Origin of the sequence: Acinetobacter sp. Ac_3412, assembly GCF_013072675.1 — a bacterium.
In the GTDB taxonomy this organism is placed as follows: domain Bacteria; phylum Pseudomonadota; class Gammaproteobacteria; order Pseudomonadales; family Moraxellaceae; genus Acinetobacter; species Acinetobacter higginsii.
The window spans coordinates 622,316-645,535 of record NZ_LXUJ01000007.1 but is presented as its reverse complement, the minus strand read 5'-3'; the positions used below and the strand labels follow the sequence as shown (position 1 = coordinate 645,535).

At 40.5% G+C, this 23,220-nt stretch carries 22 protein-coding genes; 13 read left to right on the top strand and 9 right to left on the bottom strand.

Translation table 11 applies throughout. From position 1 onward, the window contains the following. Positions 1-90: 90 nt before the first annotated feature. On the top strand, positions 91-1,233 hold the full coding sequence (locus A7P54_RS06645; protein WP_171549068.1) for an HRDC domain-containing protein: 1,143 nt from the start codon (positions 91-93) through the stop codon (positions 1,231-1,233). A gap of 20 nt (positions 1,234-1,253) precedes the next feature. Here the strand turns inward: A7P54_RS06645 and A7P54_RS06640 are convergent, their stop codons facing one another. After that, complete coding sequence (locus A7P54_RS06640) at positions 1,254-1,988, bottom strand: class I SAM-dependent methyltransferase (RefSeq protein WP_171549067.1); 735 nt, start codon at positions 1,986-1,988, stop codon at positions 1,254-1,256. A gap of 170 nt (positions 1,989-2,158) precedes the next feature. On the opposite strand from A7P54_RS06640, the gene A7P54_RS06635 reads away from it, so the two are divergent. From A7P54_RS06635 to aroC, 7 genes are all read left to right on the top strand, one after another. Continuing rightward, positions 2,159-2,464: a YcgL domain-containing protein gene (locus A7P54_RS06635; RefSeq protein ID WP_171549066.1), complete on the top strand. Its 306-nt coding sequence runs from the start codon at positions 2,159-2,161 to the stop codon at positions 2,462-2,464. Next, positions 2,457-2,843, top strand: a complete 387-nt coding sequence (locus A7P54_RS06630) for a hypothetical protein (RefSeq protein ID WP_032859243.1) — start codon at positions 2,457-2,459, stop codon at positions 2,841-2,843. The genes A7P54_RS06635 and A7P54_RS06630 overlap by 8 nt, the downstream gene beginning before the upstream one ends. A 35-nt stretch (positions 2,844-2,878) precedes the next feature. Further along, entirely contained in the window at positions 2,879-3,730 is an 852-nt protein-coding gene (locus A7P54_RS06625) for a MoxR family ATPase (RefSeq protein WP_004653417.1), read from the top strand. A gap of 12 nt (positions 3,731-3,742) precedes the next feature. Continuing rightward, entirely contained in the window at positions 3,743-4,930 is a 1,188-nt protein-coding gene (locus A7P54_RS06620; RefSeq protein ID WP_171549065.1) for a VWA domain-containing protein, read from the top strand. A 37-nt stretch (positions 4,931-4,967) separates the two neighbouring features. Next, positions 4,968-6,173, top strand: a complete 1,206-nt coding sequence (trpB, locus tag A7P54_RS06615; RefSeq protein WP_171549064.1) for a tryptophan synthase subunit beta — start codon at positions 4,968-4,970, stop codon at positions 6,171-6,173. 126 nt (positions 6,174-6,299) lie between these two features. After that, the gene (prmB, locus tag A7P54_RS06610) at positions 6,300-7,310 is read left to right on the top strand and encodes a 50S ribosomal protein L3 N(5)-glutamine methyltransferase (RefSeq protein WP_004807205.1); all 1,011 of its coding nucleotides are present in this window, start codon (positions 6,300-6,302) and stop codon (positions 7,308-7,310) included. Positions 7,311-7,321: 11 nt separating this feature from the next. Further along, positions 7,322-8,413 (top strand): chorismate synthase, encoded by a 1,092-nt coding sequence (aroC, locus tag A7P54_RS06605; protein ID WP_171549063.1) that lies wholly within the window; start codon positions 7,322-7,324, stop codon positions 8,411-8,413. Between the two features lie 107 nt (positions 8,414-8,520). On the opposite strand, the gene A7P54_RS06600 is transcribed toward aroC, so the two are convergent. Then, on the bottom strand, positions 8,521-9,750 hold the full coding sequence (locus A7P54_RS06600; protein ID WP_005315547.1) for a GGDEF domain-containing protein: 1,230 nt from the start codon (positions 9,748-9,750) through the stop codon (positions 8,521-8,523). A 294-nt stretch (positions 9,751-10,044) separates the two neighbouring features. Here A7P54_RS06600 and A7P54_RS06595 point away from each other — a divergent pair, with 294 nt between their 5' ends. Next, a complete protein-coding gene (locus tag A7P54_RS06595) occupies positions 10,045-10,791 on the top strand; it encodes an iron-containing redox enzyme family protein (protein ID WP_005315543.1) in 747 nt (248 codons plus the stop codon). Between the two features lie 101 nt (positions 10,792-10,892). On the opposite strand, the gene A7P54_RS06590 is transcribed toward A7P54_RS06595, so the two are convergent. Then, entirely contained in the window at positions 10,893-13,124 is a 2,232-nt protein-coding gene (locus tag A7P54_RS06590; RefSeq protein ID WP_171549062.1) for a phosphocholine-specific phospholipase C, read from the bottom strand. Positions 13,125-13,155: 31 nt separating this feature from the next. Continuing rightward, a complete protein-coding gene (locus A7P54_RS06585; RefSeq protein WP_005315539.1) occupies positions 13,156-13,380 on the bottom strand; it encodes a hypothetical protein in 225 nt (74 codons plus the stop codon). Between the two features lie 169 nt (positions 13,381-13,549). On the opposite strand from A7P54_RS06585, the gene A7P54_RS06580 reads away from it, so the two are divergent. The 3 genes from A7P54_RS06580 (at position 13,550) to A7P54_RS06570 (ending at position 17,927) form a co-directional block, all read left to right on the top strand. Beyond that, on the top strand, positions 13,550-14,035 hold the full coding sequence (locus tag A7P54_RS06580) for a sigma-70 family RNA polymerase sigma factor (protein ID WP_005315538.1): 486 nt from the start codon (positions 13,550-13,552) through the stop codon (positions 14,033-14,035). A gap of 7 nt (positions 14,036-14,042) precedes the next feature. Next, positions 14,043-15,005, top strand: a complete 963-nt coding sequence (locus A7P54_RS06575; protein WP_171549061.1) for a FecR domain-containing protein — start codon at positions 14,043-14,045, stop codon at positions 15,003-15,005. Between the two features lie 231 nt (positions 15,006-15,236). Beyond that, positions 15,237-17,927: a TonB-dependent receptor gene (locus A7P54_RS06570; protein WP_171549060.1), complete on the top strand. Its 2,691-nt coding sequence runs from the start codon at positions 15,237-15,239 to the stop codon at positions 17,925-17,927. A 47-nt stretch (positions 17,928-17,974) separates the two neighbouring features. Here the strand turns inward: A7P54_RS06570 and A7P54_RS06565 are convergent, their stop codons facing one another. Continuing rightward, entirely contained in the window at positions 17,975-18,673 is a 699-nt protein-coding gene (locus A7P54_RS06565) for an NAD(P)H-dependent oxidoreductase (protein WP_171549059.1), read from the bottom strand. 130 nt (positions 18,674-18,803) lie between these two features. Between A7P54_RS06565 and A7P54_RS06560 the strand changes: the two genes are divergently transcribed. Then, a complete protein-coding gene (locus A7P54_RS06560; RefSeq protein ID WP_171549058.1) occupies positions 18,804-19,829 on the top strand; it encodes an AraC family transcriptional regulator in 1,026 nt (341 codons plus the stop codon). A 3-nt stretch (positions 19,830-19,832) separates the two neighbouring features. Here A7P54_RS06560 and A7P54_RS06555 read toward each other — a convergent pair whose 3' ends face one another. Genes A7P54_RS06555 through A7P54_RS06540 form a run of 4 tightly spaced genes read right to left on the bottom strand, consistent with a single transcriptional unit; the run spans position 19,833 to position 23,218 of the window. Then, on the bottom strand, positions 19,833-20,777 hold the full coding sequence (locus A7P54_RS06555) for a phosphatidate cytidylyltransferase (RefSeq protein WP_151716710.1): 945 nt from the start codon (positions 20,775-20,777) through the stop codon (positions 19,833-19,835). Next, complete coding sequence (locus tag A7P54_RS06550; RefSeq protein WP_005188581.1) at positions 20,774-21,424, bottom strand: lysophospholipid acyltransferase family protein; 651 nt, start codon at positions 21,422-21,424, stop codon at positions 20,774-20,776. The genes A7P54_RS06555 and A7P54_RS06550 overlap by 4 nt, the downstream gene beginning before the upstream one ends. 7 nt (positions 21,425-21,431) lie before the next feature. After that, positions 21,432-21,854: a hypothetical protein gene (locus tag A7P54_RS06545; protein WP_171549057.1), complete on the bottom strand. Its 423-nt coding sequence runs from the start codon at positions 21,852-21,854 to the stop codon at positions 21,432-21,434. Then, entirely contained in the window at positions 21,851-23,218 is a 1,368-nt protein-coding gene (locus tag A7P54_RS06540) for a phosphatase PAP2/dual specificity phosphatase family protein (RefSeq protein WP_171549056.1), read from the bottom strand. The genes A7P54_RS06545 and A7P54_RS06540 overlap by 4 nt, the downstream gene beginning before the upstream one ends. Positions 23,219-23,220 lie beyond the last annotated feature (2 nt).

The window sequence follows — 23,220 nt, the reverse complement described above, 5'->3', positions numbered from 1 at the left end:
AATTAATTTTTTTGTATTTTTCAGTTGAGCAATGACTGACATTGGGCAGTTTTATTGCACATGGTTCTTTATTATTTTACTTGAGCACACATGTTTCAGTTTATCCAACAGCAACAAGATTTAGCTGTTCTCCTCAAGCAGATGGAACAGTGTTCTGTCTACGCCCTTGATACCGAGTTTATTAAGGTCGATACCTTATATCCTAAACTTGGTGTTTGCCAAATTAATTTGAATGGTCAAATTCTGTTGCTTGATGGCACCGCATTGGATCTCAGCAATTTTTGGCCGAAAATTTTTGCTGCACAACAGAATATTTTTCATGCCTGTGGCGAAGATATTGATCTGATCTATCATTATGCTGACCAAAAACCATTAAATAATGTATTCGATACGCAAGTTGCGTTGGCATTTCTAGGACATGGGCTTCAAGTCAGTTATCAAAATGCGCTTAAAACCTGTTTGAATATTGAGATTGAAAAAGATCAGACTCGTTCGGACTGGCTTGCTAGACCATTAACGCAAGAGCAGATGTGTTATGCGGCAAATGATGTGATCTATTTAAGCAGACTTGCAGATGCACTGAAAACAGATCTGAAAGCAAAAGGGCTGTATCAATACGTATTGGAAGATTGTCAAAATCTCACCAAAGAGATTGCGATGGAAACACCGCTGGCGGAATTGTATACCGATATCGGTAATTATCGCCATTCGCGCCGTGAGTTGATGCAATTGCAACAACTCAGCATTTGGCGAGAGCAGATTACCAAGGCGCTGAATCAGCCGCGTAGCTTTATTCTTAGAAACTCCACCATGATTGATTTGGTGGAAAAGAATCCTCGCAATAATTTTCAGTTGGCACGAATTAAAGATATTCGTCCGCACATTGTACGTGAGCATGGCAAAATGATTCTTGATTTACTCAAGTTCTTACCGCCAGAGGATGAATGGCCATTGCGCATGGCTAAACCGATCAAGAGTAATTCTAAAGAAGTTGCACCCAAAATTGATGCGTTGATTGAAAGTGTAGTCTTAAAAACTGGGATACCGAAAGAAGTATTACTACGTAAGAAATGGATGAATGCGATCTATGAACATGTGGTATTTCATTTAGATGAGCAGTCCTTACCGAGTTATTTAATGGGTTGGCGCTATGACATTCTGACGCAACCATTGATTGCGTTGTTAAAAGAAGATATTGAATATTTAGCGATGCAAATGAAAATAGCACGTTAGAAAATCAAAGAGCTAATTTATTAGCTCTTTTTTTTGGCTTTAATGATGAGCATCATGGGGCGTCTTAATTCATTCTGCCAACTTAGCCTTTCTACCATTTCTTTAGGTGGTGTTGGTTCAATCACTGCTGTAATTTCAAAACCTGCAGTTAATAAGGCTGTAATATGGGTTTCAAGCGTTCTGTGATATTTCACAACTTTTGCATCTAAAAAATGGGTTTCTCTTTTGCCTTGTTCAAAATAGTGGTCAACAGGCCAGTGCATCGGCTGTTGCTCTGCATCATAGTACCAATCTTGTTGCTCACAGGCTGTGAAAATAGGATGCTCAACCGAATAGTACAGTTCGCCTTGAGACGTTAATAAGGATGCAGCCTTGGCAAACACAGGCTCAATATCTTCGATGTAATGCAAAGCAAGAGAACTGATTATGACGTCAAAGCTCGCTGTATCTGCTGCAAAGTCCTCAATTGCGGTATGTTGATAATCCACGTTTTGGGCTGATGTTAAGAGACGTGCTTTTTCAAGCATTTTAATGGATAAATCAATTCCGATCACTGAACGAGCACCTTGTTCAGCTGCAAACTGACAATGCCAGCCATAGCCACAACCTAAGTCTAAAACCTTTTTGTTCTTTAACTCGGGTATATGTGTTTTAAATGTGGACCACTCACCAGCAGCATTTAGGCCATGCACTGAGCGAGGCATTTTTGAGTATTCGGTAAAGAAGTGTGGATCATCATATTTGTTTTGTTGCATAGCTGTGCCATTGAAAAATCATGGCTTGATTATGACACTCTGCGCGAATACTCGGAAATAGGTTGTATTGTGAATCTGGAAAAAAGACGACTCTAGCGTTAACAATCATTAATGTATCCATTTTTATTTTCATGTATGCTGTCTTTGATTGTTAATAGATGTGAGTAAACATGCACTGCGATATTTATAGATCGAGCAAGAAAGATGAAATGTATATGTATATTGCTCGTCCAAATTATCCTGATGACAAGGAACATGAAAACCGATTTGAAGGTGTTCCAGAAACAGTTTTACAAGCATTCGGCAAAGCCACTTTTGTCATGCATTTAGAACTTCATAATGAGCGTAAACTTGCACGTGCTAACGTTTTACATGTGTTAGATTCATTAAATACCAAAGGCTTTTTTATTCAGATGCCGCCAGAGGGATTAATCAATCCAAACGCGGTAGAACCAGAGGGCTTACGTGGTGCTTGAGACTTTAACAGCGATATGGTCTAACATTCTTTCGGTTCTGGATCAATTTCCAGAAGAAAATGTTGCGATCATTGTTTATGTTACAGGGACGCTCATTGCATTGTGGTGTTGGTATCGTTTGATGTCACGCCTACCCAATCCAATTGGTGGCATCCTCTGGATTGTCGCTTTTGCCGTTCTTGCGACTCCAACAATTTCAGAAGGTCCAAACTCGGCCTTAGCACCAGCAATTTTTGGTTTGCTTTTTGGTGTCCTCACCAAAGAACATGTCTTAGTCTGGTCTAACTTATCATTGATTTTATTTGTCATTGGTACGGGGTTACTGATCGGCTTCTGCTGGTCAAAATACACTGCAAATAAAACTGCACGTTCAGTTTAGATACGATGTTAAATATAGAAAAATAAGGTTTTAAAATGTCTGCTGATACACAACACTTCACTGGTACAGATCAATATATTGCGACCGATAGCCTGAAACTTGCAGTGAAAGCTGCTCGTGCCTTACAAAAACCATTGTTGGTGAAAGGTGAGCCAGGTACTGGTAAAACACTACTTGCAGAGCAAGTGGCTGAAAGCTTGGGTTTGAAGCTGATTACTTGGCATATCAAATCAACCACCAAAGCCCAGCAAGGTCTGTATGAATATGATGCTGTTTCACGTTTGCGTGATAGCCAGTTAGGTGATGATCGTGTCTACGACATTAAAAACTATATTAAACCCGGTAAATTGTGGGAAGCATTTACCAGCGAAGAGCGTTGTGTATTGTTGATTGATGAAATCGACAAGGCGGATATTGAATTTCCAAATGACTTATTGCATGAACTCGACAAAATGTCGTTTTATGTTTATGAGACAGGTGAGACCATTACTGCAACACAACGCCCGATCGTGATCATTACCTCGAATAATGAGAAGGAACTGCCAGATGCGTTCTTGCGTCGCTGTTTCTTCCATTATATCGAATTCCCTGATGATGCAACCATGCGTGACATCATTGCGGTCCATTTCCCGAATATTTCAAATACCTTGGTCAGTGAAGCCTTGCAGGTGTTCTTTAAATTACGTGAAGTTCCGAATTTGAAGAAACCACCGTCAACATCAGAACTCATTGACTGGTTAAGCCTGCTGATGGCAGATGATATGCCAGAAGAAGTGTTGCGTAATCACGATAAATCCAAAGCGATTCCACCATTGTATGGTGCATTGATTAAGAATGAACAAGATGTGCAATTGCTTGAACGTTTAGCCTTTATGTCACGCCGCTAAGAGTGTTTAAAAATGTTTGTGCGACTGTTTTACACCTTACGCAAATATGGCGTACCTGTAACAACACGTGAGCTCATTGATCTTAATCAGGCGGTAGCGTCAGGTCTTGTGTTTGCAGATCAGGAACAGTTCTATCAATTGGCTAAAACGGTTTTAGTCAAAGATGAGCGCTTTTTTGATAAGTTCGATCGTGCCATGAAAGATTATTTTGACGGCATCGAAACTTTTGATTTAGATGAATTGCTGAAACAAGTTCATCAGTTACCTAAAGACTGGTTTGATCTTGAACTATTAGAGAAACACCTGACCCCAGAGCAACGTGAAGCGTTGCAAAAGGCAGGTTCTCTCGAAGAATTGATGAAAATGCTGGAAGAGCGCTTACGTGAACAGCATAAAAAGCATCAGGGTGGCAATCGTATGATTGGCACTGGGGGAACTTCACCTTTTGGTGCGTTTGGTGATCATCCTGAAGGTGTTCGTATTGGTGGGCCAGGGCGTAAACGTTCGGCGGTGAAGGTTTGGGAACAACGTAAATACCAAAATCTGGATGACGATCAGGTTTTGGGAACCCGTCAAATGCAAATTGCCTTACGTCGTTTGCGTAAATTTGCACGTCAAGGTGCAGCTGAAGAGCTCGATGTTGATGGCACCATTCGTGAGACAGCAAAACAAGGCATTTTGGATGTACAGCTGGTTCCAGAACGTCGTAACCGCATTAAAGTGTTAATGCTGTTTGATGTTGGTGGTTCGATGGATGCTTATATTGCTGAGTGTGAAAAGCTATTCAGTGCAGCCAAATCAGAGTTTAAAACCTTAGAATATTTCTATTTCCATAACTGTCTATATGATCATGTGTGGAAGGATAACCATCGCCGTAGTTCAACCCGTATGAATACTTGGGATCTGTTCCATACTTATGGACGTGATTATCGGGTCATCGTGGTCGGTGATGCCAGTATGGCGCCGTATGAATTAAAATCTGCGGGTGGCTCTGTTGAATATATGAATGAAGAGTCGGGTGAAGTGTGGCTTAGACGTTTACGTCAGCATTTCGACAAAACCGCTTGGTTGAACCCTGAAATGGAAGGTTACTGGCATTACACCCAGACCATTAACTGGATTAAAGAAATTTTTGAGAATCACATGTTTCCAATGACCTTGAAGGGGCTTGAGGACATGACACGCTATCTATCGCGTTAAAACTTTATATTAAGACTTTATAAGAACAGGAAATGACATGGAACATCAAATTAATGGCGTTGTTTTGCCCAATGAAGCAGGTTTCTTTGGCAACTTTGGTGGTCAGTTCATTCCACCGCATTTAAAAGAAGCCATGGACGAAATTAATGCAGCCTATGAAGAGATTCGTCATACCGCTGAGTTTCAGGATGAGCTGAATGACTTATTCAAAAACTATGTTGGCCGTCCAAGTCCATTATTCCATGCCAAGCGTTTGTCTGATCAATTAGGCGGTGCACAGATTTATCTGAAACGTGAAGATTTAAACCATACCGGTGCGCATAAGATTAACCATTGTTTGGGTGAAGCGTTGCTTGCCAAATATATGGGCAAGAGCAAAGTGATTGCTGAGACGGGTGCGGGGCAACACGGCGTGGCTTTGGCAACGGCTTGTGCATTGGTTGGTATTCCATGTGAAATCCATATGGGACAGGTTGATATCGAAAAAGAACATCCGAATGTCGTGAAGATGAAAATCTTGGGTGCGAAGCTGGTTGCTGTGACCCAAGGTACAGCGACCTTAAAAGATGCGGTGGATAGTGCTTTTGAGGAATATTTAAAAGATCCTAAAAACTATATCTATGCCATTGGTTCGGTGGTGGGTCCACATCCATTCCCCAAAATGGTTCGTGATTTTCAATCGATTATTGGCAATGAAATCAAAACCCAGTCGAATGAGCGTTATGGTCACAATCCAGATTATGTGGTTGCCTGTGTTGGTGGTGGTTCTAATGCGATTGGCGCATTCACCGCATTTTTAAATACGCCAGAAGTTCAATTAGTCGGTGTAGAACCTGCGGGTCATGGCCTAGATACCGACAAACACTCAGCCACTTTGACCTTGGGCAAGCCGGGGCAGATTCATGGTATGGCGTGCTATGTACTGGAAGATGACAACGGCGAACCATTGCCAGTACATTCGATTGCATCAGGCTTGGATTATCCGGGTGTCGGCCCACAACATAGTTTCCTGAAAGAGCTTGGCCGTGTGCAATACGAAACAGCGACGGATCAGGAATGTTTGGACGCATTTATGACACTTTCACGTGTTGAAGGTATTGTTCCAGCCTTGGAAAGTTCGCATGCGGTGGCTTGGGCTTTACGTGAAGCGTCTAAGTTGGATAAGCACATTAATATCGTGGTCAATCTTTCTGGACGTGGCGATAAAGACTCAGATTATGTGGCAGAAAAGCTAGGCTTATAAGTTCTGACTGAATATCTCATTGTGAATAGACCGCTTCTTGTAGAGAGGCGGTTTTTTTATTGTTAAATCAACCTTAATCCCGTTAGAATAAAGCGTTTTGCAATTAGCACTTTTGGAGACGCCTAAGTGGAGCGACCTACAATCAGCCCTGAACATTTACAAGAAGCGGCTGAAAACCTAGTAACCATTCGAGATTTTGTTCGTTTTGGGGTAACCGCAATGCGTCAATATGACGCGCACTTAGGTCAAGGTACTCAAGATTATTTTGCAGAGAGTTCTGCATTGGTACTACAAACGCTATCGCTGGAATGGAAAGCAGATGCTGAAATTCTGGATGCTAAACTTTTACCAAGCGAAAAAGCAGAATTTTTGAGCTTGTTAGAACGTCGTATCAATGATCGTATTCCAACGTCATATTTATTGAACTTGGCCTATTTCTTCAATAAGCCATTCTATGTAGATGAGCGTGTCTTGATTCCACGTTCACCGATTGCTGAGTTGATTGAACAACGTTTTGCGCCGTACTGCCTAGATGAAAATGGCCGTATGCTGGAAGCATTAAACAACTTGCCTGAAAACAACAATCCGAAAACACCACAACGTATTTTAGATATGTGTACGGGTTCAGGTTGTATTGCGATTGCGTTAGCTTATGCTTTTCCAGAATCAGAAGTCGATGCGACTGATATTTCAAAAGAAGCACTGGAAGTGGCTTCAATCAACACTGAGCACCACGATAAGCAATACCAAGTTGCATTACTTGAATCAGACTTGTTCTCAAAAATTCCTGCTGAAAACCAATATGACCTGATCGTCAGCAATCCACCGTATGTGGATGCAGAAGATATGGCGGATTTACCAGAAGAATTCTTACATGAGCCTGAGCTTGCACTGGCTGCGGGGCAAGATGGCTTAGATTTAGTCCGTAAAATGTTAGCCCAAGCTGCTGATTATTTAACAGAAGATGGCCTGATTGTGATTGAAGTTGGTAACTCTGAATGGGCAATGCGTCAGAACTTCAATACAGTTGACTTCCATTGGCTCACTTTCCAAAAAGGCGGTTCTGGTATTTTTGCTTTAACTGCTGAACAATGCCGCCGTTATAAAGAAGTCTTTCAGCAATCAGTTCAAAACTAAGGGGTTAAAGCATGGCAGGGAATAGTATTGGGCAACTGTTTCGAGTAACAACCTGTGGCGAGTCACATGGTGCGGGCTTGATGGCGATTGTCGATGGCGTGCCGCCTGGTCTTGAGCTTTGTGAAGCAGATTTGCAAAAAGATTTAGACCGCCGTAAACCGGGAACATCGAAGTTTGCAACGCAACGTAAAGAACCAGATCAAGTTGAGATTATCTCGGGTGTTTTCGAAGGTAAAACCACAGGAACATCGATTGGTTTATTGATCCGTAATACGGATCAGAAATCAAAAGACTACGGCAATATCGCTCAAACTTTCCGTCCAGGCCATGCGGATTACACTTATACGCAAAAATATGGTTTCCGTGACTATCGTGGTGGCGGTCGTTCCAGCGCCCGTGAAACGGCGATGCGTGTTGCGGCAGGTGCAATTGCCAAGAAATATCTTGCTGAAAAATTTGGTATTGATATTCGTGGACATGTCACACAAATTGGCAATGAAGTTGCAGAAAAACTGGATTGGACAGAAGTGCCAAACAATCCATTCTTCTGTGGTGATGTTGATGCGGTTCCGCGTTTTGAACAGTTGGTCACTGCTTTACGTGAGCAAGGGACTAGTTGTGGCGCAAAACTTGAAATTGTTGCTGAAAAAGTACCTGTGGGTTGGGGCGAGCCTGTATTTGATCGTTTAGATGCAGATATTGCCCATGCCATGATGAGTATTAATGCGGTTAAAGGCGTTGAGATTGGTGATGGTTTTGCGGTTGCTGGGCAGTTTGGTCATGAGACTCGTGATGAGCTGACAACAGACGGTTTCCTTGCCAATCATGCAGGTGGCATCTTGGGTGGGATTTCAAGTGGTCAAAGCATTCGTGTGGCGATTGCATTGAAACCAACCGCAAGTATTACTACGCCGGGTAAAACGATTACGATTGAGCGAGAAAATACCGATGTATTGACTAAAGGTCGTCATGATCCTTGTGTCGGTGTACGCGCAACACCAATTGCTGAAGCAATGCTTGCGATCGTGTTAATGGATCATTTTTTAAGACATCGTGCACAAAATGCAGATGTTGTTGCTCCATTTAAACCAATCGAACCATAATAAAAATATTAAGCCGCACATATAATTTATTATATCTGCGGCTTGTGTCACATTTTAAAATACTTAGATTAAATTAGTTTAATATTCATTTAATAACCATTAATGAATTATAATGCTTCAGAAATCATATTATCTGATGTTGCAATATGATATTGATTTCGACCATTACTTTTTGCGATATATAATGCATGATCTGCTTGTGCAACAAACTCAGAAAGACTGTCACCTACACAGGGAACCATTGTTGCAACGCCTACGCTAATGGTCACATGTTTTGAAACATTGCTACGTGGGTGCAAAATTCCAATATTACGTACTAACTCCATCAGTCTTTGTACCTGAGTAATGGCTTGGTCACGGTCAGTCATTGAGAAGAGTAGTAGAAACTCCTCACCGCCGTAGCGTGCTGCTAGATCACCACTACGCGAGGCGATAGAACCCAACATAATCGCAATACGTCTCAGGCATTGATCACCTTGAATGTGTCCTAAAGTATCGTTGTAGAGCTTAAAGAAGTCGATATCAATCATCATGATGGTAATCGGCATCTCATGGCGTGTTGCTCTTTTCCACTCATTTTCCAATACTTCGTCTAGATAGCGTCGATTGGCAAGACCAGTTAAAGCATCTTGCTGAGATAAAATAGACAACTGCTGTGCTTGGCGCATTAATTCTAAACGGTTAAGTTCAATCATACAGTTCTGCAAATAGTTCTCACGGTGCTGGCGGTCAGTTGCATAAGCAAGAGCCATACCCAGAAAACTACTGAAGGTATAAGTACGGTTGAGGAAGGTCCAATCAATTGCACCACTAAACCATGTACTCGCTGCAATACCAATCAATCCGCCGACCCAACCTGCAATAATGGCTGTATAGAAACGCATTCCTACAAAAGCATAGATGATGACAACTGCATACATCATCGCAGCATGGAACAGGACATTATTTTGCCCTTGCTCCAATACGTTAATGATGGTGAAAGAGATTGCAACGGCACCTGTTGAGCCGATACAAACATAGTAATCGAACCACTTATTCATGCTTGGCAGGAACGAAAGTAACCATGCCAATGTAATGATGATACCCACCCAACCGTAGGTTGCCATCCAAGTAATACGTAGGTCTGTAGGTAAAACCTGATAAATACCGAAGCTTAGAAATAGATATAAACCTAAAATAATAGGGGCGCGATAGCGGAACTCATGCGCAGCCTCATTTCTGTACTGATCTCGATAGATCACTTCTAATTCTTTAGGAAACCAAACTAAATTTAGCCCGCGAGAAATTAACAAGTCGATTTGTTCTTGTCCCAAAATATTGGAAGCTTTCAACTTCATCTTATCTCTCACCACTCCCAAATGTTGTTATAAATGTCAAAATAGGGATTATTTTTTTACTACGTTACACTGATTTAAATAGAATGTGTATTAGATTATAAAAAAATATTAATTTTTATATAAGGGTCATTGCCTAATATAATGATTCAAGTTTAAATTAGATTCAAGAAATAAAAACTGTTACAAACTAAATCACAAACGATTGTATCTTTACGGTATTAGGATACAATTTATAAAAAAGCAGCAATCATCGAAGATGATTGGATTAAGTCATACGAAATAGGATGCATCGCAATGACTGCTATGAATCAATATGGAACAAAATTAGAAATTACACCCCATTCGGGTTGGGCGCAACGATTCTGGGATGAATTATTACCCTCAAAAGAACGAGTGAGTAAACATCCGTTATTCTTAGATATGGCCAATGGCTGTTTAAGCCTTGAATGCTTTCGTTCAGCCTTACTGAATTTTTATCCACTGGTCGCACATTTTCCTTCCTATATGGCGGGGTCTTTGGCCAAAGCAACGGCATTTTCACTCGATGGTGTGACCGAAACCAGAGATTGGTTGATTCAGAACATCAAAGTTGAAGAGCGACATCTCAACTGGTATCAGGACTGGGCGGGGGGCTTTGGTCTGACCGTTGAAATGTTGAATAACGTGAAACCACCTGTCGCCATGAATGCGGTCAATCACTTTCTATGGGATGTTAATTTTCGTGGGAGTTTGGCTGAAAGTATTGCAGCAACCAATCTTGCGATTGAATGGGCCACAGGTGATTGGACCATTCAGGTCTATAAAGGGATTCAAACTTATACTCAACATCCTGAAGTAAACATCAACAAGCGTTCTTTAGCATGGTTAAGAGCACATGCACATTATGATGATCTACATCCCTATGAAGCGATGGAGCTGATTAAGCGCCTATGTGATAAAGACCCTGAGCAGCAAAGAAAAGCTTTCCTAGCGGCAAAGGAAGGGCTTGAATATTATGAACTCGCCTTAGATGAGTGCTATAAGCTACAGCATAAAAATTAAGGATTCGCTATTCAGTCTGAATTAGATCTGATCTATGTATGTGATAAAAGTCTCCTTGGTTTTGGAACCAAGGAGACTTAAGTGCTTATTCTGTTTAAATCTTAAACCATCGCAGGGTCACTCACAGAGTCTTCACCTGTTTCTACACGACCTGCAAAGCGACGATAAAACTTAGCATCTTGAGTACACGTCACAGCAAAATCATACCATTGCCAAGCATCTTTCAACTCCCAATGCTGAGTGGCGCTTTGTCCTGCTTTTACGGTTAGTTTCAGCGGAGCGTCAGTACGATAAACCACTGGGGTGATCACCAACTCAATATCTTTAGCACCCGTATTGTTCAGATCGGCATAAACATTACCATTGGCAATATCATAGCAAACACGAATCTCAGGATTGATTTGCAGATCTTGATTACGGTTCAGATCACCCTTGAAATGTCGATGAAAGCCATTCGGTCCCATCACCCAAAGATCGTATAAGCCTTGATTGTCTTTTTGCACATTCCATACATCATCGAGTGTTTTTCCTGCCTCTACAATGTAACGGCGTGGAACTCGACTTAAATTTAATTTGTCGTAGACATGAAACACTGCACCTTGTGCCCCTGTATTTGAAAACAGCAGTTTGACTGTTCCATCATTATTTAGGCAGCGCGCACTGGTATGCAATTCATAAGGCAGAGCTTTTGAACGACGAATACCACTGGCTTGGATTGGCAATTGTAAATTACTTGGAATGGGAACATTGGGTAACTTCTGCTGGGAGCTACGCAATTGATCTGCTTGCTCACGGCTTTGTTTACCGTTTAGTGTTGGCAGTACATCTTCATTCGGTGTTTTAAAGTTAAATGCAGAAGTCAGATCTCCACATACAGTACGGCGATAAGGGCTGATATTGCTTTCTTTAACGCCAAAACGTTTTTCGAGGAACATCAATACTGAGGTGTGGTCAAAGACTTGAGAGTTGACAATCCCCCCACGACTCCAAGGTGAAATCACAAATAAGGGAACGCGGGGACCAGGACCATAAACACCATTGTCCTTGTTCGGTTGGCTGGTACTGCCTAGAGGTGCATCATGTACATAGTATTCATGACGCATATCCGCTGGGCTGAGGGTTGATTTGCCTGCATACGTATTATCTGGTTGTAATGTTGGTGCTGATGGAGAAGGAACATGGTCAAAATAACCATCATTTTCATCAAAATTAATCAGGAAAACAGTTTTACTCCAAACTTCTGGCACGGCTGTTAATGCATCTAAGATTTCTTGAATAAACCATGAGCCTTGTACGGGACTTGATGGGCCAGGATGTTCACAGTAAATGGAAGGTGCATTGATCCAAGACACCTGTGGCAATTTGCCAGTTTTGATATCATTTTTAAATGCATCTAGGAATTCTTCCGGTTTATTACCGGGTAAGGTATTGGCAATGCCTTTATAAAGCGGATTTTTGGCATTGTCCGTGGTTGCATCATAGGCTTTGTAAGGCAGCTTTTGTGCGGCTGCGTTATAGGGACTGTTTGGTGCTCCACCACTTGAGACAGGATAACCTGAATCGATATTGGCTTTTCTAAAAGTGCGGAAGGCACCTAGCATGTTATCGCCCCATTCATCGGGCATATTTTGATAACAAATCCAATTGATTCCTGCTTCTTCTAGGCGTTCAGCATAGGTTTTCCATGTATAACCAACATCTACCGTTTTGGGATCTCCATCAATCCAGTCCCATTCATTATTCACAAATGCGGTACTGGTCGGCACTGCACCATTGGTTCCGGTTAAGTGGAATGAACGATTGGCATCTGTACCAGTATGCATAGCGCAGTGATAAGCATCACAAATGGTAAATGCATTGGCCAATGCAAATTGATAAGGGATTTCCTGTTCCTTGAAATACCCCATCGCATAATCTGTTTTATAGGTAGGCCAGTTTGACATACGGCCATTGTCCCATGCTTTTTGGCTATCTACCCAAGTGTGATTGGTACCAGGTGCACGTTGGGCATTATTACTTGAGCCATCTAGATGAAATGGTGTGAGTAAAGCTCCATTACCACGTTGTTGCTGCCAAACGCTGCGTCCATTTTGTAAAGGAATGGTGAAACGATCAGCAAAACCACGAACGCCTTTTAAAGTTCCAAAATAATGGTCAAATGAGCGGTTTTCCTGCATGAGAATCACGACATGCTCAACATCTTGAATGGTGCCTGTTTTATTATTGGCAGGAATGGCTAAAGCTTTTTGAATGCTGGCTGGAAAGGTGGTCAAAGCGGCAGCGCCAAAGCCCGTTTTAAGTGTATTTGCTAAAAATTGACGACGATTAATCACGATATTTTTCCCTATCTAGTTGTTCTTATGCTTATGGTGCACAGCGCATGACTGGTTTTTTGCTGTCATCAGGTTTCGCTGCGACCTGATCGTCGTTTGAGTCATTACACGCTGTGAGTGCGAATAAAAAGGGGAAAACATAAAGACATGCCAACCATCGTTTGGTTTTTTTCAACATTTGCTTCATCCATAACAAAGATGTCAACACACTAGACAGACCGTGTGACAGCTCAGTGTCATCTTTATGACCATTCATTGACGTTTCATATGAAAGTGGGTGTAAAGCGCGCAAATTGATTACTGTAAAAATTAGTTTAAAAAATTCAATTAACTATCAAGTGGATTTCGATTCAGGCAGAAAACAGAGGTGATCATTCGCTTATTTTTTGCTAAGATATTATTAATGATTCTCATTATCTTTTTAAATGTCTGATCCAATCAATACGCTCTATCGTCAACATCATTCTTGGCTGTACCAATGGCTTAAACGACGCCTCAATCATAGTGAAGATGCAGCAGATTTAGCTCACGATACCTTTATTCGTATTTTAAAGCGTAAAGATCAATTGTATTTTGATCAGCCTCGTGCGCTCTTAACCACAGTTGCCAAAGGCATATTAATTAATTGGTACCAGCGTAAGTCAATAGAAAAAGCCTATTTGGAAGCACTGAGTGGTCGACCTGAATATGATGAGATTAGTCCTGAGCAAAAAATATCAGCAATTGAATCACTTTATTTGATTAACCAACTTTTAAATCAAATGCCTGAACGTCAACAGCAGGTGTTTATCTGGTCTCAACTTGAGGGGCTTACCCAGCAAGAGATTGCGAATCGTTTGAATATTTCTACACGAACGGTTATGCGAGATTTGGTTGCTGTACTGACTCAATGTTTAGCGATCATGGATTGATACTTAAATGTCTCAAACACAAATTTTAAAAGAGGCAGCTGAATGGATTGTGCTGATTCAGGCATCAGCATTAACCGATGCTCAACAGATCGAATTTGAAGTGTGGAAAAATCAAAGTGAAGCACATCAAACCGCATGGCTTAAAGCAGAGTATTTACTGAACAGTTTTGAACATTTTCCGGAAAATGGCCATGAAATCATTAAAAAGGGTAATCAAGCTGCAGGGTTTCAGTGGACCAAACACCTTGTTGTGGCTTGGATTGCATGCTTGGGCAGTATCATTGCATGGAATTCTGAGTATAAATATTTGTGGTTGTCTGATTACAGTACGGCCATTGGTCAACAGAAGAATGTAATACTTAAAGATGGCACACAGCTCCAATTAAATACCAATACGGCGCTAGATATTCACTATACACCGCATCAACGAATGCTACGATTACACTATGGAGAAATACAGATTCATACTGCTAAAGAGCTTCAAAGCTATCGTCCATTCTTTGTCGAGACAGAAAACGCGCATTTACAAGCATTAGGAACAATCTTTAATGTGCAGTATCTCAAAAATAAACAACAGCAAACCTGTTTAGCTGTGATTGAAAGTGCGGTCAAGGTCACGCTGAATCAATCTAAAAAAATGACAGTTGTGCGAGCAGGTGAGCAATTATGCTTTGATGATACTGACTTTAAAGCGTTGGGACAGCTTGATCCGAATGTATTGGTTTGGAAAAATCAAATGATTATGGCATTTGAAATGCCTTTAGAGCAGCTATTTCAAGAGATTGGGCGTTATCAGCATCAATATGTTGATCTCGATCCTCAATTAAGAGGATTAAAAGTCTCTGGTTCTTATCCAGCAAATAACTTAGCCCATTTACAGTCTGCTTTGGAATTAAGTTATCCGCTTAAAATGGAGCGGCATTTAGGTAATCGTGTTATCACAATTCGGGCTAAAAGAGAAAATAATTGAGAATTTCGGTCAGCTTTGGGGCTTTTGACGAGTAATACAGTTAAACCAAATAAACTGACAAAACCTTATCGTAATGACCTTTGCACTACAGTTTGGCCGTATATTTAGAAAGTGTTTTTTTCCGCTGAGATGAAACAAAGCAGAAAAAGTTGAAATTTAATGTCATATTTTTGGAAATCACTGGGTAATGATTATTGAAAATGAAAATCATTACTCAGTGTGGATCTTCCAATGAAATTTAAAAAGCAAACATTAGCAATACTCATACACTGTTTTTGTATCAGTGGGGTTTATGCAGAAATACATACATCTATTCAGGTATTAGACAAGCCAGCTGTAGAGAGAACCTACCAAATTGCAGAGAACCCATTGGGCTACGTGCTGTCAAGTTTTGCAGCGCAGTCTGGTATCATCTTAAGTTATGATTCTGAGCAGCTAAAAGGTCTGAAAAGTAAGGGAATATCAGGAAAGTATTCAGTTCAGCACGGTTTTGACTATCTCTTGGCAGATCAACCTTACCAAGTCATCAAACAAGGGCAAACCTATCTCCTAGTTCCCAAAAACAGTTCTATGCTCGGTCATGCAGAAAAACTAACTTCACATGCAAATACGCATTTACACTTAGAGCAAGATGCCAAAGCTATTGTGGTCATGCCAGAAATAAAAGTGAATGCCGAACCACAAAAGCACAAGGTGAATACCACTCATCTTGATCGAGAACAGATTAGCCGATTTAGAGGAACGGGTAATGGGGATGTCTTTTCCGATATTGCAGGGGTACAGGTCAACAGTTTACGTAATGAAGCTGGTGCGATAGATATCGGCATTCGTGGCATGCAGGGCGAAGGGCGTGTCCCCGTGATTATTGATGGTAGTTTACAATCCAGTCATACCTTCCGAGGTTATCAGGGCGAGAGTGACCGTACTTATATCGATATGGATTTGATCAGCCAAATTGAGGTTGAAAAAGGTGCATCTCGGGCTAAGTTTAGCGTAGGCGGAATAGGGGGGATTGTAAAAATGCGAACCCTAAGTGCCAATGATATTTTATTGCCGAATCAAAATGCAGGTGTCATGCTCAAAGGAGGTTTTTATAACAATAACAGAACGCCTCAAACCTCAGATAATGAAAAGGAGCAAATGTCTTATTTGCTGCACAATAAAATTTCATCTAACAATTTTCAAAATGGTGCTGGCACATTGGCACTGGCTTATCGGAACGATATGTTTGACTTAGTCGCTGCTTATAGTAAGCGAGAAGTTGGTAATTACTATGCTGGAAAACATGGCATTGAGTATTACGAAAAGCGGGATATTGTCGATGTTGGTCCAGGCCAAGAGGTAGTGAATACCAGTTATCAAAGTGATTCAGGCATTATTAAAGCTGGAATGAATATCACTGATGAACATCGTGTCGAAGTAAATTTGCGACGTCATGTCCAAAAAGCGGGTGAAGTCATGGCCTTTTATTGGAGTCGATCTAAAGTGATTGACCCTAACTCACCACCATATGGATATATCGATGACGAGTATGTTGAGCCAAAATACATAGAAAATGCCTATACCATGCCACAGTGGTCTCTAGGTTCAGCAGCCGTTAATGCATTCAGTACCAGTTATACTTATAAGCCGAAACATAACTCTTTGGTAGATCTCGAATTAGGGGGGTGGCATACAAACGCTAAATATCGCCAGCACAATGGCATGATTGGGATGAAAAATTCTAGTTATGGAGATCAATATTGGGGGAGTTTCCAAGATTATCGTAGTGGTTTAAACCTTGAAAATACCAGTAAATTTGATCAGGTCACATTGAATTATGGTTTAACCTACGATGAACAGCGTATGAAGCCGCGTAATCTGGTTGATCATGAAATTGCACGGGATGGATTACGCAAAGAGTCCTCAGTTTTCCTCAATGGCGACTATGTTTTTAATGACTTTAGTTTAAGTTTAGGGAGTAAATGGCATAAAGCAAAAGTGAAAGACTATGGTGATCAGTATCGACCAATGACACCTGTAGCGCATTCAGATTTAAATAATAAGGGTTATGCTGTACGTGACTTTGGAGGGAACATCGATTGGATGTCTCAACTCAACTATAAGTTATGGGACGGTATTGATCTTTATGGAAAACTCTCCAATACACACCGTAGCCCAAGTCTGTTTGAATCAACTGTTTCAGGTCAAACCTTTAGTTACGATCCAGACCTGCCGATTAAACCTGAGAATTCACGTCTTATTGAGTTAGGATTTATCGGTGAGCGTGAAAACGTGTTTGCTCAAGATGACCATTTGAAATTCAATCTGAATTATTTCCGTAATCAGACGAAAGATTTTCTGACACAGGGCGTGCAAAGAAAAGAAATTCCGAACCAAATTACGCCTGACTTTATTCTTCCCTATACAAGCTCTTATACATTCGTCAATTATAATCAAGTTGTAATGAAGGGCTTGGAGTTTGATCTTTCCTATAATCATCCGAGTTTCTTTACCAGTTTGAATGGAACTTTGTATCAAGCACCTAAAGTCTGTCCTGCAAGTAAAGCGGAATGTAATGAAGTGGGTGATTCTTGGAGTCTGATTTCAACTCGTCTGCCCCCGCGTAAGATTTTTAATATTACGGTAGGCAAAAACCTATTTGAAAATAAACTTGTGGTCGGGGCTCGTGCTAAGTACCACTCGGAAAAGACAAACCCTAAAGGTTGGTTGGCAGGTACAGGTGTAAGTGGACGGGCTGTGACTGAAATTTCTTCTGAAACTTTAATTGATCTGTTTGCAAGCTATAAGTGGAATCCAAATGTTGCATTGTCATTTAATGTCGATAACTTAACAAATCGCTATAACTTTGATCCTGGTACGGTAATTGGTATGCCGATTCCAGGACGTACCATCAAAGCAGGTATTGAAATGAAGTTCTAAGAGATAAAACGATAAGGTTCTTAGCCTAGAGCCTTATCGTTGTTTTATCACAATGGATTCATTCTATCGTCAAAATTTTCCAGTAACGGGTATGCTAAGGCTTGTAAATCATCTATGTTTTGCAAGTATTGTTCGAAATCACTCACAATCTTTTGTCTATCTTGTTGGCTGATATAAGGCACATGATAGGCAATAAATGGAGGCAGTACCTCAAAGCCAACATAGGCAAGTGTGCCACGTTGCAACGATGATAAATAATGTTCTATCGGCCCATGTACAGAACCTTCACCAAACATATGTTCACGGCCACCGAGTGTTAAACATAGCATGGCTTTTTTCCCTGACATGCCACCATGGTTATAAAAGCGTTTACCGCCGTAAAAGAGACCAGAGACAAACACACGGTCAATCCAGCCCTTTAAAATGGCAGGTACAGAGGTCCAATACAAAGGAAAGCTAAAAATAACCAGATCAGCACGTTGAACTTTTTCAATTTCAGCTTGGATATCTGGTGCAAATTGGTGTTGTTTAAATGCATGACGTTGTTCTAAAGCATAATTAAAATAATCAGGTTGGTTCAGGCTGCCAAAATCATCTTTAGAAGCAACAGGGTTAAAGTTCATTTCATAGAGATCGGAAACCTCGACAGTATGACCTTGCTGTTCAAAGGTTTGCTGTGCTGTATTCTTAAGCGCAGAGGTAAATGACTGCTGTTCAGGATGCGCATGAACGATCAAAATATGCATGATTTCACCAGTTTAAAAGCTGAGTTTTTTAGATAGAGCTACTATGCTTAAACCGAGAAAGATGTCATAGTTCATTAACCGCCAATATTTACCATTTTACGCCAAATTTTCGCTGTTTCATGGAGAGTGCATGAATCCAAAATTACCCGGTACTTATGTCAATCTATTAGTAGATGTCATACAAAAATGGAATGTATCGCCAGAACAACTTTTGTCTGGAACTGGGATTTCTGCACACACTCTAACTGCGCCGTTTTGGTATGTAGATTTCGATATTTTCAATCATTTATTGGATAAAGCAGCCCTACTGACGCATGAACCTGCGATTAGTCTTTATCTTGCAGAGGAAATGCGAGTCTCTTGCTATGGTCATGTCGGCATTGCTGCAACTGCCTCTGAAACATTAGGCGATGCAATCAAAATTCTAGAGCAATTTATTGGCTTACATTGTTCTGTGTTTAAACCTAAATTAAAGATAGAAGGTGACTTGGCTTATTTGTATTTCAACCAACCTTCTCAAAAATTTAAGTTGAATCGACATGGAATGATGTTTTTGATCTTGGGGTTTTCACAAATTTTGGAAAACTTAGCCCAAAATAAACTTGGAATCCACTTTAAGTTTCAACAAGACAAACCAGATTTTTATAAAAATACTCATAAATTCAATTATTCAAATATCAGTTTTGAGTGTGAAAAAGATTGTTTAAGCTTCAATAAAGCATCACTTTCGCTCCCTTTAAAGACAGCAGATGCCTTATTGGCTCGCCTTAGCAAACAACAATGCGAACAAGATGCTGATAAGCTTGCACTGAAAAGAGATCAAAAAAATCGCGTGGACTCACAAGTCAAAGCCTTGCTATATGATGAAGATGTTGGCTTCTTATCGCTGAAACAGGTTGCTGAAAAACTTCATCTCTCAGAACGAACTCTGCAGCGACAGCTAAGCACTCAACAAACGTCTTTTCAAAGTCTTGTGGCCGAAGTACGCAGGAACCAGGCGGAGCAATTATTAAAACAGTCTAAACTTTCGATTGAGCAAATTGCAGAGCGTTTAGGCTATGCCGATATTTCCCATTTTTCACGAGCATTTAAAAAGTGGACCAATGTAACGCCTAAGTTTTTCCGTGAAGTCAGCATTGGTCGACTTTCTTCATAGAGATTAGCTCCACCAATATCGAAGGATATGGAAGAAGATTGGTGCAGAGAAACAGATAGAGTCGATACGATCTAACATACCGCCGTGACCTTGAATAAGTTGTCCCCAATCTTTCACGCCACGATCGCGTTTGATCGCAGACATGACCAGTCCACCAAAGAAACCAAAAATACAAACAATCAAGCCAATCAGAGCCGCTTGCCAGTAATTAAATGGAGTGAGGGATGACATTAATACACCGAGTGCGGTTGCGAGAACAATACCGCCAATCAGTCCTTCTACGGTTTTTGATGGGGAAAGCGTAGGGGCTACTTTATGCTTTCCAAAAAGTTTGCCGCATACATATTGCAGCACATCCGAGGCTTGCACCACCATAATTAGCCAAATCGCCAACCAAATTTTTTCCCCTTTAAATTGGGGTAAATCCAGATTTAACAGGGCTGGAACATGCGAGATACAGAATACGCTGACCATTAAACCCCATTGGATTTTTGCACTTCTTTCCAAGAAGTGTGTGGTATCTTCCAGCTTTAAACTGGCGATGGGGATGAGCAAGAACACATACAGTGGAATGAATATCGAAAATAAGCCATACCAATTGGTATAGACCAAATAGTATTGATAGGGAATAACAAAGTAGAACGCAATCAGCAATGGCAGATAGTCGCCACGCCGTGTTGGCAATAAACTAATAAATTCCCGTAATGCAAAAAATGAAATAAGGCCAAACAGGACAATAAAAGCAGTTTTTCCTAATAGAATGGCGGCTGCCAAGACTATTAGCATGATCCACCACGCATTGATACGCGCATTCAGGTTATCAATAACAGGAGAAGGGGCTGCACCTGCCTTTTGTTTGAGGATAAAGCCAATACTTGAGGCAATAATTAAAATGACTGCAAAGATGCCAAACAATAGATAAGTTTGTTGTAGGTTGTCTAAACTCATTGGTTCTCGGCCTCTTTTAATTTCAATAATTGCTGCTGAGCATGCTGCAAGAATTGATCTTTGCCCGTGAGTTGATCAAGTGCTAAGGGTTCACCAAAGATGACTGTTGAGAGTAGAGGCAAGGGGATAAATGCACCTTTAGGCATGACTCGTTTTAAATTAGAAATCCAAACAGGCACAACTTCAACGTCAGGGAACTGCTGACTGAGATGATAAAGACCGCTTTTAAACTGCAGCATCTCGACATCATCATTTAAATTACGTGTTCCCTCAGGGAAGAAAATAATGGAATAGCCTTCTGCCAAGACGTCTTTTACTGGCTGTAATGGATCTTGTTGATCACTACGGTTCCGTTGAATGGTAACACCTGAAAAAGTATCTTGAATCAAAAAGCGTCTAAGTCCATCTTTAAGCCAATAATCTGATGCTGCAATTGGTCGTGTTTTGCGACGGATGTGAGTGGGTAAAGAAGACCATAATAAAATGAAATCAATATGGCTATTATGGTTGGCATAATAGATCCGTTGCTTAAGTTCAGGTTCACAGCCCACCCATAAGCTTCGTGCACCTGTTAACAACCTTGCACCACGACGGGTTAAGAACGCAATAAAACGGGCAACAGTCTGTGAGATTATATTTCTTTTCATTCAACCTTCATCTATGCGCTAATTTATAAAAAAGTACAATAAATACAGAATATTGTATCAATGCAATCATCACCTGTATTTTGAATAGCCTTAAACAGCCCTTAAAGCGTTCCGACCAATCACGACCCGTTTTACTAGATGGAATCAACTTTAAATTTAACAATGATTGATCCAATTGCTGGGTAAGACTTTCTATGTCCTCAGGTTGATCAGCCATATGCTGTAACAGGCCATGATCAAATTCAATCCGAATAAATAGGTAATGGTGAATCGCCAATAAAGCAGTTACCAGTGAAAGAGGGATCAAGATCGGGATACTTGAAAATAAAAATAAGCTTACAATTGATAAAACAAAGGCTAAATATCCTGACTTTAAAATACTCTGACTTTGCTTGAGCAATTGGCTCACTACGACAAAATTCATTTTCATAGCTGCTTCTCCTGAGTGAGCAGCTGTTGGAAATGTTTAATTTCAGCAATATGTGTCTCACTCAAAACGATCCAAGGTCGTGACTTTTGAATCAAGCCAACAGCTTCCTCTGAGGTATTCACATAGCCGTGTTGTAATAGCCATGCAATCAATACACTACAACTGCGTGAATAGCCAAGCGCACAAAAAATCAATACTTGTTGTGGTTCATTTGCCTGTATTAAAGGTTGAATAAAGTGATCAAACTTTTTTGTTGCTTCTAATAATTGTGCGCTTTGGATCGGAATTAAATCAAGCGTACTGTATTTTTCATAATGATGAACGTTGTTTGCTGGCAATTCAGCGCAACAATCAAATACACCATGATATTGCTTACTATGTTCGGTTGTTGGGATACGGCCTAGATACAGATCAACGCCGTTTAATTGCAAAATCAATGAGTCTTCAGGATGTCGATAGGTCCAAATACGACTATTTATGCATGCAACTAGAGAATAAGGTGAGAACAATAACCATGCAGCGACAGTCATTTGACCATTTTCTTGCTTTTGGAAAAAATGAGGTCTAACCAAAAAGTATGCTAAAGCCACTAAGAACAGACTGATTGCTGGATATAACATCCAAAGCCATACACCTTTAAATAAAAATGCAGGGGTTATACAAACTAAGGCTCCAATTAAATAAAAACACCCTAATTTTAAATGTTTGCTCGTCAATTGCTGCAAGCCATTTTTTTGATAAGGTGCTTTAACCGTGAGTGGAAATAGCCATAAACAGAATGCACCAACCAATAGCCCCAAAGGAATATCAATAAAGTGATGTTGCCAGGTGGTTAAGACAGAGAGTCCGATCAGAAAAGACCACAGATGTACCAGCCAACGGTAGTTTACTTTGATATGCCGACGGTAAAAATCCCAAAGAATGACTAATAAAACAATGTGTAATGAAGGTGCTTGATTAAAGGGTTTATCAAAACCCATCAATACATCAAACCATAATCCAAAGAAACCATGTAATTCAGCACGTTCAAAACTGAATTTTAACGGAAAGATTAAAAAACAACTGATCGAAATAATCTGGGCTGCAAATAGCCTAAGCGAATGTTGTTTTAATTCAAATCTATTCCAACATAACAATAAAGACAAGCCATAAAAAAGGTCAATCGACCAATACGGCACAATAGTCCATGGCCAAAGTGGGATATGATGTTCCCAAGCAAACACAATACTCGGAACATTGCTGAGGCTGGATGCATATTGATTTGCAAAACCATAGGTTAGGAAGAAAAATGGGGCTAAAAAGACTAAGCAGAGTAACCCCCATTTCCAAGTACTGGGTTGACGATCTAGAATATTATTTTGCATAC

Coding starts and splice junctions, on each gene's coding strand:
- A7P54_RS06645 (WP_171549068.1), top strand. CDS start 91: ATGTTTCAGTTTATCCAACAGCAACAAGATTTAGCTGTTCTCCTCAAG.
- A7P54_RS06560 (WP_171549058.1), top strand. CDS start 18,804: ATGAATCCAAAATTACCCGGTACTTATGTCAATCTATTAGTAGATGTC.
- A7P54_RS06565 (WP_171549059.1), bottom strand. CDS start 18,673: ATGCATATTTTGATCGTTCATGCGCATCCTGAACAGCAGTCATTTACC.
- A7P54_RS06635 (WP_171549066.1), top strand. CDS start 2,159: ATGCACTGCGATATTTATAGATCGAGCAAGAAAGATGAAATGTATATG.
- A7P54_RS06575 (WP_171549061.1), top strand. CDS start 14,043: ATGTCTCAAACACAAATTTTAAAAGAGGCAGCTGAATGGATTGTGCTG.
- A7P54_RS06640 (WP_171549067.1), bottom strand. CDS start 1,988: ATGCAACAAAACAAATATGATGATCCACACTTCTTTACCGAATACTCA.
- A7P54_RS06585 (WP_005315539.1), bottom strand. CDS start 13,380: ATGAATGGTCATAAAGATGACACTGAGCTGTCACACGGTCTGTCTAGT.
- A7P54_RS06545 (WP_171549057.1), bottom strand. CDS start 21,854: ATGAAAATGAATTTTGTCGTAGTGAGCCAATTGCTCAAGCAAAGTCAG.
- aroC (WP_171549063.1), top strand. CDS start 7,322: ATGGCAGGGAATAGTATTGGGCAACTGTTTCGAGTAACAACCTGTGGC.
- A7P54_RS06540 (WP_171549056.1), bottom strand. CDS start 23,218: ATGCAAAATAATATTCTAGATCGTCAACCCAGTACTTGGAAATGGGGG.
- A7P54_RS06555 (WP_151716710.1), bottom strand. CDS start 20,777: ATGAGTTTAGACAACCTACAACAAACTTATCTATTGTTTGGCATCTTT.
- A7P54_RS06595 (WP_005315543.1), top strand. CDS start 10,045: ATGACTGCTATGAATCAATATGGAACAAAATTAGAAATTACACCCCAT.
- A7P54_RS06550 (WP_005188581.1), bottom strand. CDS start 21,424: ATGAAAAGAAATATAATCTCACAGACTGTTGCCCGTTTTATTGCGTTC.
- A7P54_RS06620 (WP_171549065.1), top strand. CDS start 3,743: ATGTTTGTGCGACTGTTTTACACCTTACGCAAATATGGCGTACCTGTA.
- A7P54_RS06580 (WP_005315538.1), top strand. CDS start 13,550: ATGTCTGATCCAATCAATACGCTCTATCGTCAACATCATTCTTGGCTG.
- A7P54_RS06570 (WP_171549060.1), top strand. CDS start 15,237: ATGAAATTTAAAAAGCAAACATTAGCAATACTCATACACTGTTTTTGT.
- A7P54_RS06625 (WP_004653417.1), top strand. CDS start 2,879: ATGTCTGCTGATACACAACACTTCACTGGTACAGATCAATATATTGCG.
- trpB (WP_171549064.1), top strand. CDS start 4,968: ATGGAACATCAAATTAATGGCGTTGTTTTGCCCAATGAAGCAGGTTTC.
- A7P54_RS06600 (WP_005315547.1), bottom strand. CDS start 9,750: ATGAAGTTGAAAGCTTCCAATATTTTGGGACAAGAACAAATCGACTTG.